Source organism: uncultured Cytophaga sp. (assembly GCF_937863595.1).
Classification (GTDB): domain Bacteria; phylum Bacteroidota; class Bacteroidia; order Cytophagales; family Cytophagaceae; genus Cytophaga.
Map to the genome: position 1 here is coordinate 41,633 of NZ_CALMGQ010000145.1, position 10,966 is coordinate 52,598.

The 10,966-nt window shown below is 38.2% G+C and carries 9 protein-coding genes; 2 read left to right on the forward strand and 7 right to left on the reverse strand.

Going from position 1 to position 10,966, the window contains the following annotated elements:
• Positions 1-58: 58 nt before the first annotated feature.
• Positions 59-496, forward strand: coding sequence for a PepSY-like domain-containing protein (locus Q0543_RS12560; RefSeq protein ID WP_299253546.1), 438 nt, complete (start codon positions 59-61; stop codon positions 494-496).
• A gap of 342 nt (positions 497-838) precedes the next feature.
• On the opposite strand, the gene Q0543_RS12565 is transcribed toward Q0543_RS12560, so the two are convergent.
• The 3 genes from Q0543_RS12565 to Q0543_RS12575 all read right to left on the reverse strand — a co-directional run bounded on the left by Q0543_RS12565 (position 839) and on the right by Q0543_RS12575 (position 4,304).
• Entirely contained in the window at positions 839-2,587 is a 1,749-nt protein-coding gene (locus Q0543_RS12565; RefSeq protein WP_299253548.1) for an ABC transporter ATP-binding protein, read from the reverse strand.
• A 261-nt stretch (positions 2,588-2,848) separates the two neighbouring features.
• Positions 2,849-3,730 carry a M48 family metallopeptidase gene (locus tag Q0543_RS12570; RefSeq protein WP_299253551.1) on the reverse strand — a complete coding sequence of 294 codons (882 nt, stop codon included), beginning with the start codon at positions 3,728-3,730 and terminating at the stop codon, positions 2,849-2,851.
• A 13-nt stretch (positions 3,731-3,743) separates the two neighbouring features.
• Positions 3,744-4,304 carry a LemA family protein gene (locus tag Q0543_RS12575; protein WP_299253554.1) on the reverse strand — a complete coding sequence of 187 codons (561 nt, stop codon included), beginning with the start codon at positions 4,302-4,304 and terminating at the stop codon, positions 3,744-3,746.
• 206 nt (positions 4,305-4,510) lie between these two features.
• Here Q0543_RS12575 and yiaA point away from each other — a divergent pair, with 206 nt between their 5' ends.
• On the forward strand, positions 4,511-4,942 hold the full coding sequence (yiaA, locus tag Q0543_RS12580) for an inner membrane protein YiaA (RefSeq protein WP_299253557.1): 432 nt from the start codon (positions 4,511-4,513) through the stop codon (positions 4,940-4,942).
• Positions 4,943-5,112: 170 nt separating this feature from the next.
• Here the strand turns inward: yiaA and pdeM are convergent, their stop codons facing one another.
• The 4 genes from pdeM to Q0543_RS12600 are packed head-to-tail and all read right to left on the reverse strand — an operon-like array spanning position 5,113 to position 10,844.
• Positions 5,113-5,757, reverse strand: a complete 645-nt coding sequence (pdeM, locus tag Q0543_RS12585; protein WP_299253559.1) for a ligase-associated DNA damage response endonuclease PdeM — start codon at positions 5,755-5,757, stop codon at positions 5,113-5,115.
• Entirely contained in the window at positions 5,757-8,198 is a 2,442-nt protein-coding gene (locus tag Q0543_RS12590) for a ligase-associated DNA damage response DEXH box helicase (RefSeq protein WP_299253562.1), read from the reverse strand. Before Q0543_RS12590 ends, pdeM begins: the two co-directional genes overlap by 1 nt.
• Positions 8,195-9,811, reverse strand: coding sequence for an ATP-dependent DNA ligase (locus Q0543_RS12595; RefSeq protein ID WP_299253565.1), 1,617 nt, complete (start codon positions 9,809-9,811; stop codon positions 8,195-8,197). Before Q0543_RS12595 ends, Q0543_RS12590 begins: the two co-directional genes overlap by 4 nt.
• The gene (locus Q0543_RS12600) at positions 9,795-10,844 is read right to left on the reverse strand and encodes a ligase-associated DNA damage response exonuclease (RefSeq protein ID WP_299253567.1); all 1,050 of its coding nucleotides are present in this window, start codon (positions 10,842-10,844) and stop codon (positions 9,795-9,797) included. Before Q0543_RS12600 ends, Q0543_RS12595 begins: the two co-directional genes overlap by 17 nt.
• Positions 10,845-10,966 lie beyond the last annotated feature (122 nt).

The following is a 10,966-nucleotide window of genomic DNA, read 5'->3' on the forward strand; positions in this document are numbered from 1 at the left end:
TTCCCAATTCTTTCCCATTTTGAGTTTTATCTTGTATTCATATTAAACATCTATCACTATGAAAAAATTATCTATCTTATTATTCCTCGCTGCAACAAGCTGCGCATCGTTTGCACAAGACATCGCACAAAAAGATGTGCCTGCAGTTGTTGTTAATGCCTTTCAACAAAAATTTCCAAATCAAGCAAATGTTGAATGGGAATTGAAAAGAGGTTTGTACGAAGCAGAGTTTGAAATTAAAACCATGGACCACAGTGTGTATTTAGACAGTACAGGTAAAGTTGTGAAACACAAGCAAGAAATTGCTGAAACCGAATTACCTGCTGTAGTTATGGCTACTATTAAAAAAGATTTTGCTGGATACAAATTAGAAGATCCAAAGAAAATTGAAGAAGGTACAACCGTTACGTACAAAGTTGAATTGGAAAAAGGAACAGACGAACGTAAAGTAACGTTTGGTACCGATGGAAAAGTGATCGTGAATAAAGCAGACTAATTTCATTATTATGCTTGCTCCTCCAAGGATGGTTGGTCGAAAAGACACATCCATGGCAAACTTCGGTTCATAAGTGTAATTCTTAATCCGCGATTCATCCACCTTTATTGATCTTAAAAATAGCCCAAGATAAATATCTTGGGCTATTTTTAAGATCTGTTTTTACAACACTAATTATTTATCCGTATTGAACTGTAAACGAATGACAGCTTTATACATCAATCTATAAACTTTTTTCAGGACGAGTCACACTATAGATTTTAAGATGGTTGGTCGAAAAGACACAACCATGGCGTAAATTTTTAGCCTTAGGATTTAGGTATTTAGCCCTAAGCATTCCGCTTATATTCGCGCTTGGTAGGTATGCAATTCATAATACCTTCCCTCCTTCGCAATCAGTTCCGTATGGTTTCCTTGCTCCGCAATTTTTCCGTTTTCAATTACTAATATTTGATTGGCTTTTCTAATTGTACTCAATCTGTGTGCGATTACAAAAGTTGTTCTGCCTTTCATTAATTCGGCCAAACTTTGTTGTATCAAGGATTCGCTTTGTGTATCTAAATTAGAAGTGGCTTCATCCAAAATAATAATTTTAGGATCTGCTAAGATTGCACGTGCAATGGCAATACGCTGACGTTGCCCGCCTGATAATTTTACACCACGCTCGCCAATTAAGGTATCCAAGCCTTCACCAAAACGATCTGTAAATTCATTCACGTAACCTGCTTTCACGGCGTTCAACAATTGCTCTTCCGTAGCATCTGGTCTCGGGAATAAAATATTTTCTCTGATCGTTCCTTCAAACAAAAAATCATCTTGTAATACCACACCCAAATTTCTACGATAGCTGCTTAAGGTAACTTCTGATAAATCAATCCCATCGATGGTGATTTTTCCTGATTCTGCATTTAAGAACGTTGCGACCAAGCCTGCAATTGTAGACTTGCCCGAACCTGATGTTCCTACCAATGCCGTTACTGTTCCGGCTGGTGCATCAAAACTCACATTGTTTAATACTTCTTTTCCTTCTACATAAGCAAAACACACATTATCAAATTTAATATCCCCTTTGATTTCATTTAATGCAATCGTTCTTTTTACGCTATCTTCTTCTGCATCCATGTTCATAATTTCTTCGGTACGATCAAGACCTGCAAATGCTTCCGTAAGCTGACTGCCAATGTTACTCATTTGTACAATGGGTGCAATCATAAAGCCTAAATACATTGTGAACGACAAAAACTCTCCGCTCGTCATTTGTCCATTAATCATCAAATAACCACCAATGCCCATAATCCCTAAGGTTGCCATACCCAATAAGAACAACGAAGCACTCGCAATCAATGAAGTAGATGTTAAGCTTTGTTTTACATTTTCAAACAAGCGCTGCACTCCTGTTTCAAACGACTTGTTCTCTTGTTCTTCCGCATTAAATCCTTTGATGATGCGCACACCATTTAACGTTTCTGTTAATCTACCTGTAACTTCTGCATTAATAATTCCACGCATTTTAAAGATTGGTCGGACATAACCAAATGCCTTCATCGCTATCACGGCAAAAATGGCAACGGGCACCAATACGTATACCGTCATCAGTGCATTGATCTTTATTAGTAGGACCAATGCAATAACAGACGTAATTGTTCCGCCAATTAATTGGACCAAACCTGTACCAATTAAATTTCGAACACCTTCAACATCCGTCATAATCCGAGATACCAAAGCGCCCGATTTATTATTGTCGAAATAACTGATTGGCAAGCTCAATATTTTGCGTTGCACTTGTACCCGTAATTTTGAAATCAACAATTGCGCTTCCACGCTGAGAAGCTTTGTTAACAAGTACGAAATACCTGCATTTACGGTAATGGATAAACCAACTACCCACAAAATTGTATACAGCATGTGCATGTCTTTATGCGCAACGACATCATCCAACAAGTATTTACTTGCGCCTGGTAACACCAAACTAGACAATCTACTGATGATGATTAATATCAAACCTATAAAAAGAATTTTTCTTCGGGGCCAAATGATTGTTTTAAAAACCTGACTAAGTGTTACTTTGCTTTTACTTTTAATTTTTTCCATTATCTATTTTGAATGTAAAAAGATTCTAATTTTAAAGGTACAACACAAAACGTGTATGTATTGATATAGTCGTATTAAAATTGGTTTTATTGTATGAAAAAAGAATGAATCAATAGAATTCAAGACTGTAACCCTTATGGAGACAAAAATTATTGGAATTTAAAGGATTGATAATGGCTATACCTTGGTAGAGCATGCACTCAAAAAAAGAAAAGAGTGTGTTTTCAAAAACAACTATTTGAAATAGAGATAAATAAAAATCTACACAAACTGCTCTAACAATTCTATACGCTTTTCAATAGGCGGGTGCGTAGAAAATAAATTTCCAAAGAAACTCGTTTCCGCTATTTGTGGGTTGTGCATGAATAACTGCGCCACATCTTTTCGGGTTACTGCTTCAATATATGGGTCTTCTGAGATTTTACGCAAGGCGGAAGCCAGTGCATAAGGCTTTTTTGTTATTTCTGCTGCGCCCGCATCTGCCAAGTATTCGCGCTTACGCGAAATAGCAAAGTGTAACAGACGTGCAATAAAAAATGCAAGAATCGATGCGCCAATTGCCATAAGGATTACAGGTAAATTACTTTTGCCGTCGTTGCTTCTGCCAGAGAAAAATCGACTATACTGTGCCGATTGAGCAATAAAAGAAAATATACCCACGAACACAATCGATATCATAAGCAAGCGAACATCTCTGTTTATAATGTGCGAAAGTTCATGTGCTAGTACACCTTCTAACTCTTCATCATTCAATTTCTCTATGATTCCTCTTGACAAAGTAATTGTGAATGTGTTTTCATTAATGCCGCTCGCAAAAGCATTTAAGGACATGTCGTCAATGATATTTAATTTAGGCATTGGCATACCTTGCGAAATACAAATGTTTTCAAGCAAGTTGTAGACCCGAGGTTGTTGGCTGCGCGACATGGGCTCAGAAGCAGTTGCTCTTTCAATCATATTTGTATGCTGAAAATACGCAAACACAAACCAAATTGCCGACCCACACAGAAATAAAAAAGCTACTTGAGGCGAACCTGTTAGGATTAAACCCAGTATAATAAGTATAAGCGGAAACAAAAAAAGAAGTACAATAGATTTTCTATTGTTACTTCTAATTTGTTTTTGAATGCCGATGTATTCCACGTGTTAACTGAATTTAAAATTTAATTACAGGTGGCTCTTCCATCATTTGTCTTTTCTCTGCTCCCACGTCATACATGGTTTCTCTTTGAAAATTATAGCGTTTCGCGATCATGTTATTGGGAAACGATTCTACCGAGGTATTGTATTCTTTTGTAGCAGCATTAAAGAAACGACGTGCAGCGGCAAGTTTGTTTTCAATGTCGCTAATCTCTTGTTGTAATTGCAAAAAGTTTTGATTCGCTTTTAAATCTGGATAGGCTTCAACCGTAATGCGCAAGCCTTGTAAGGCCGAAGTCAGTTGATTATCGGATTTAATTTTGTCGTCAATAGAACTTGCACTTAATACACTGTTACGCGCTGCAATAACATCCGTTAACGTTTTGCTTTCGTGACCTGCATATCCTTTTACTGTTTCTACCAACTGCGGAACAAGATCGCTACGTTGTTTCAACTGTACATCAATATCCGAAAACGCTTGCTCGCGTCTGTTGCGCAAACCAACCAATGAGTTATAAATGCTTACCAACCAAAATATGATTAGAACAATCGGTATAAGAATTACAAGAATTGCCATTATTAAAATATTGTTTAGATGGTTTGAACTTAAAAATTACCCATTTAAGAAATGGAAACAAAGAAGTATTTTTTAAATACCAGATTTAGCAAATTTCCTAATATTTTTGTCTTCGTATCCTTTATATTAACAATTGTTAACATTTTCATTATCAATTTTTTACTTATATTTTTATATGTACTTTTGGGCATAAACCAAATCAAATTATGAATCAGAAACCTTCTAATGCTTTTATTGGTGCATCATGGATAGCTCTCGTAGCTGGTATGGTAGGATATTTAATCGGCTTATGGCGATCAGATATGTTGTTAAGTGAAAAAGGATATTACTTTACTATATTGATGTATGGCTTGTTCTCCGTAGTGTCTTTACAAAAAGCAGTTCGCGACCGTATTGAAGACGTTGTTGTAACCGATATTTATTTCGGTTTGGCTTGGTTTTCGAGTTTGCTTTCCATCGCTTTACTTATCGTTGGTTTATGGAATGCAGAATTACTGCCGAGTGAAAAAGGTTTTTATGCATTCTCTTTTTTGTTATCTCTGTTTGCAGTTATTACCGTGCAAAAAAATACTCGAGATAGTCAGGTATATAAAAAACCTGATTCGCGTCAAATTAAGGCAGATTACTCCGGTGAATAATTAAATTTTTCCTCTTCTATTTTTTCTAAAGCCTACAATGTGAATAACATTGTAGGCTTTTATTTTTTGGATCTATCTGATTTTTAGTACTTTATAAAAAATGGACTACTATATTGGTTCCTATTTTATGTAATCGTTCAAAATTATAAAAGTATGTAAGTTACGTTCCTTCACACCCGAAACACCCTTTCCCCCGTCGATACATAAATCTCTGCATCTTTATCTTTTGGCATACGTGCCAAACCTGTTAGTCCACCGAAGGCAGGCAGAATTAAACTATTTTTTTTCTTATAAAAACAGGGCAATGCTAAACGTTGTCTGCCTTTACCAAACAATACAAATCCTGGATGTATGTGACCTGTAATGATAAACTCATGTTCTGCTATTTCAATGACATCGTGGGCAAAAATAATATTACCTTCCTTCAAGGTGTTTTTGTATACCACCACATTGTATTTTTCGTAGTGGTGCATCTGCAAAATATCGTGATTACCGCGTACCAAGATACATTCCGTATCCGGATGCTTCTTCAATAGGGATCCAAAATATTCCCACTCTTGATTGTATGCGCTGTGAAACAAATCACCTAAAATCAATAATCGTTTCGGGTGATACATTTCCAATAAATGATCTAATTGAATTAAGTCCTCCAAACCAGATTCTATTGGTATCGCCATGCCGTTCTTTCTAAAATGCGAGGCCTTACCCAAATGCAGATCCGAAAGAATTAGCGTTTGTTTCTCTTTCCAAAAAAGTGCTTTCTGCGGAAGGATTTCAAATGTATTGTTATCGATGTGGAACACGGGTATTTCCATTATTCTTTCTCTAACTGTGTCTTCATTTTAAACAACCGGTCTTCAAGTGTTTCATTGGTATACTTTCCGCGCATGCGATCCACTAAAATCGGAAAAGCAAATGGGGTTGGTTTCTTCAGTTTTACTAAAACAAGTTTTTGTTGATTGATACGGGTATACGCTTTTTGCATCCGTGCTATTTCCAATTGAAAATCCAACACTTCGTCATAGGCTTGTCGCAACAATAAATTCGTTGGGTCGTATTGTTCAAATACTTTAAAAAACAATTCCGCATTGGCTTGTAGGTGTTTTGATTTCATCGACTTTCCAGGAAAGCCTTGAAAAACCAATCCTGCGATTGATGCTATTTCTCGGAACCGACGACGCGCCATTTCTGTGGAATTGACACTCAACTGTATTTCTTTTTCTAAATTTTCAATGCCAAACAAATCCAATTCTAAGGCTTCTTCAATCGGAATTTCTTGATCTGATAATAATTCAAATCCATAATCGTTCATCGCTATTGAAAACGTCATGGGTTTAATTTCAGAAATTTTTCGCGCAACAATTGCCGCCATACCTTCATGTACAAAGCGTCCTTCAAAGGGATACATAAATACATGATAGCCTTCGCGCGTTTGAATAGACTCAATCAGAAATTCTTTATTGGATGGTAAGTGGGATCGGCTTGCCTGCAATTCAAACAGCGCTTTTAATTTTATTAACTCTTCCTCTTCTGCCTGATCGGTATCAAAAAAATGATCTATTTTATATCGAATCATTTCGGATAGTTGGGAAGACAATGGCATCCTTCCTCCTTGCCAACTCGGTATCAAGCCTTTTTTTGCTTTACTTTTACGCACCAATACATCCATGTGATGGATGTGTACGATTTCCAAATTGTTTCCCGAAAACCAAAAGACATCGCCTGGTTTTAATTTTGAAATAAAATTTTCTTCAATGCTTCCGATGCGTTTGCCACTCATAAACTTTACTTGCATAGCCGTATAACTCACAATGGTTCCCATCGATAAGCGATGCCGTGTTGCTACTGCTCTACTCGTTACGGTATAGATGCCTTCTTCTATCACGACTTTATGAAATTCATCGTAAGCATCTAAGGCATTTCCGCCTTTGGTAATAAAATCCAAACACCAAGCAAACTCCTCTGGTGTAACACTTGCATAACAAAACGTTTGTTTGATTTCATTATATATTTCTTCCGCCTTGAATCCGTTGGATAATGCAAGCGTAACCAAATACTGAATCAATACATCAAAACTACGCACATAGGGAATACGGCTTTCAACGACATTGCGCTTCAAAGATTCGCGCATCGCTGCGCCTTCAATAATTTCTAAGGAATTGGTAGGCACAAAATAAATTTTGCTCAATGCACCCGGACTGTGTCCGCTTCTACCAGCGCGTTGCATAAATCGTGCTACGCCTTTCGGACTCCCCACTTGTATGACAGTATCCACGGCAGAAAAATCTACACCTAAATCCAAACTAGAGGTACAGATCACGGCTTTCAATTTTCCTGCGTGTAAATTGTCTTCTACCCAAGCTCGTGTCTTCTGGTCTAAGGAGCCGTGATGCAATGCTATCAAACCTGCTAAGTCTGGCGCTACTTCTAATAATTGTCTGTACCAAATCTCGGACTGCGAACGGGTATTGGTAAATATTAAAACCGACTGACTGCTATAAATGATCGGAACTACTTTCGGTAATAACTTCGTACCTATAAAACCAGCCCAAGGAAAATTTTCAATTACATCTGGAAAAATGGTTTCGATCTCAAGGCGCTTCGGAAGTTCTGCGCGAATCATTTTTGTTGGACTTGCATAGTTTCCCAACAACACATCTTTTGCTTCCTCTAAATTGCCAATGGTTGCAGAGATTCCCCAGATTTTTAAATCTGGCTTCAAACCTTTTAATCTCGATAAGGCCAGTTCAATTTGAACGCCTCGTTTGGAGCCGATCAATTCATGCCACTCATCTACCACAACAGTAGAGATATTTTTAAATACTTCGTCGTATCCTTTTTGTGCAAGTAGTAAATGCAAACTTTCTGGTGTGGTTACCAAAAGCTGCGGCATGTTTTTTTTCTGTTTCGTTTTTTGTGCCGTGGTTGTATCACCACTGCGTATAGCCACTTCAAAAGGTATCTCTAAATCACTACACGATCTGGACGTTGCATATTGAATTTCTTTTCCGAGTGCACGAATGGGTGTAATCCAAATGGCTTGCAAGCCGGGTTTCTTTTTTGTTTTGTAATTTGGATTGCGTTGCATGTAATCCAATAGTATTCCAAACCAAACAGAATAGGTTTTGCCTGTTCCGGTTGGTGCATTTACCAATCCTGAATAACCCGCCAACAGCGCTTCCCAGGTTTCTAATTGAAACGCATATGGTTTCCATTTTTGATTCTTAAACCAAGCAAGTATGTCTTTTTTCGTCATACTTTATTATTGAGTTGTTGAATCAAATCCAATAAATCTTGTTTGGTGTTTGCATCCTGAATTGCCTTATCTTTACGCCAGCGCGCAATACGAGGGAAGCGCAAGGCTACTCCCGATTTATGTCTTGGCGATGGATTGATGCCTTCAAAGGCAATTTCAAAAACAAGTCCGGGTGTGACACTGCGCACCGGACCAAATTTTTCAAGCGTGTTCTTTTTTATCCATCGGTCTACTTCTACCAATTCTTTATCTTTTAATCCGGAATAGGCTTTTGTAAATGGGACCAATTCTTCTCCGTTCCAAACGGCAAAAGTGTAGTCGGTATATAAATCTGCTCTTCTGCCATGTCCTTTTTGTGCATACAACAACACACCATCTACCGTTAAGGGATCAATTTTCCATTTCCACCATTTGCCTTTTCTTCGTCCCGATTCATATAAACTATCTTTGTGCTTCAACATCAAGCCTTCGCATAGGTGATCGCGCGATACATTGCGCAGCTGAACCATTTCATCCACATGCGTACACGGAAAGACCTTCGATAATTTTAACACCTCTTTTGCTGCCGGATTTTTTTCTGCAATCTGTCTTAATAACTCTTCGAGCTTTGCTCTACGCTCAAACATAGGCAAGGCGCGTATGTCTACACCTTCATATTCCAATAAGTCATAACACATCATTGCCAAGGGTGCATCTGCTAAACTTTTTTTAGAAAGGTTTTTTCTACCGATGCGCGTTTGCATGATGTGGAACGGCATGGGTTCTTCACCATCAAAGGGAAGGATTTCTCCATCGATCACCGTGCCATCGGGCAAGGCCAGCTTTAATATTTCAAATTCCGGAAATTTATCCGTCATCAATTCTTCGCCTCTAGACCAAACAAACAATTCATTTTTACGCACAATGATTTGTCCGCGTATGCCATCAAATTTATATTCTATTTGCCAATCTGCAATCGTGCCCAATGCTTCCATGGGTATATCTAATTGATAGGCCAAATAAAATGGGTACGGTTTGGACGCATCTTCTTCAATGCTTGTATTGAATAATAAATGTTGCAAGCTTGTATCTTCTGCGGTCCAGTTGCCCATTAACTGATAGGCTACACTGCTTTCAGGTACGGAGAAATTTTTTGCTAAGGCTTTAATCACCAATTGTTGTGAAACACCCACGCGGAAACTTCCCGTTATTAATTTATTGAATACAAACCGCTCTTCCGTATTTAACTGCATCCAAATTTCTTGAATGATGTGTTTGCGTTCCTCTTCCGTTTTTGTACTTAACGATTTTAATAAGGCCATCATGGCACTCAAACCGTATTCTGTAAACGATTCGGATTTCGGTAACAGTAAGGTGATGGTTTCCGCTAAATCTCCCACTACATGATACGACTCTTCAAAAATCCAATCGCTGACACCCGATAGTTCAATCGCCCACGTTTTTAACTCAGCCGTTTTTACCGTCCGTTTCGGTTTCCTTCCGGTGAGTAAAGCCACTGCCCATATGGCATCATCCTCATTGGCTGTATTAAAATATTCAACCAATGCATCTACTTTTGCATTAGTCTTTGTGGTTTGATCCAAGTCGGAAAATAAATCAGCGAACTTCTTCATTGTGTACCTGTGTTTCGTCGTCCTTGTCTTTTCCTTCTGTTTCGTTTAAAGATTCTCCTTCATATAAGGTATCTACTTCAACCGCATTTATTTTTAATTCTTCGCGCAGCCATTTTGCAAACACCGATTTATAGCCATGGGTTACATATACATTTTCTGCGCCCGTTTCTTTTATGGCTGTATTTAAACCATCCCAATCTGCGTGATCGGATAACACAAATCCTCTATCTGCACTTTTGCGGCGGCGCGTTCCTCTTAATTGCATCCATCCACTGCAGATGCCAACTGAATAGGAATCGAAGCGTTTAAGCCAAGGGGTTCCTAAAGCAGAAGGCGGAGCAACAACAATATTTCCTTTAAACAAGGCTTTGTTTTTTTCACCTTCTACTCGAGTGGTCGGCGGTAAATCCAAGCCGTCTTCGATTAAAATTTTATTCAAATTGTCTACCGCACCGTGCGTATATATGTCTCCAATGTTGGTATCCAAATGTTTGATGATGCGTTGTGCTTTTCCCAAGGCATAGCCAATGATGATACTTGTTTTCCCTTCTTCTTTATTTTTACTCCACCAACTATTGATGTCTGCATGGGTTTCAGCCGCATCAGGAAACCGATAGACAGGCAACCCAAAAGTAGACTCGGTTACAAAATGATGACAACGTATCGGTTCAAAGGGAGTGGAAACATGATCGAGTTGCAATTTATAATCCCCAGATGCAACCCATATCTCGCCCTTGTATTCTAAGCGTACTTGTGCAGAACCTACAATGTGACCTGCAGGATGCAAACTAATCTTAACGCCATTCATCACGCGTTCTTCTCCATACTCAATGCCTTCTACGTCTATATTCTGACCCAAACGAAGTCTTAAAATTGGTACACTTTTTTTATGGGTTAAATAATGTTGATTTCCCCATTTAGCATGATCGGCATGCGCATGGGTTATGATGGCGTTTTTTACCGGTCGCCAAGGATCAATGTATACATCTGCCTGTGGACAGTATATTCCGTATGGATCAAATTTTAATAACATAGCTGAATGAATGATAAACTGCGCATTAGATGCAGCCCTTTATTAAGTTCGGAATTTATTTAGAAGAATAGGGTCAGGTAAAAAAGCTGGGGAGTAACTGATAAAATATTAACTTTACAGGT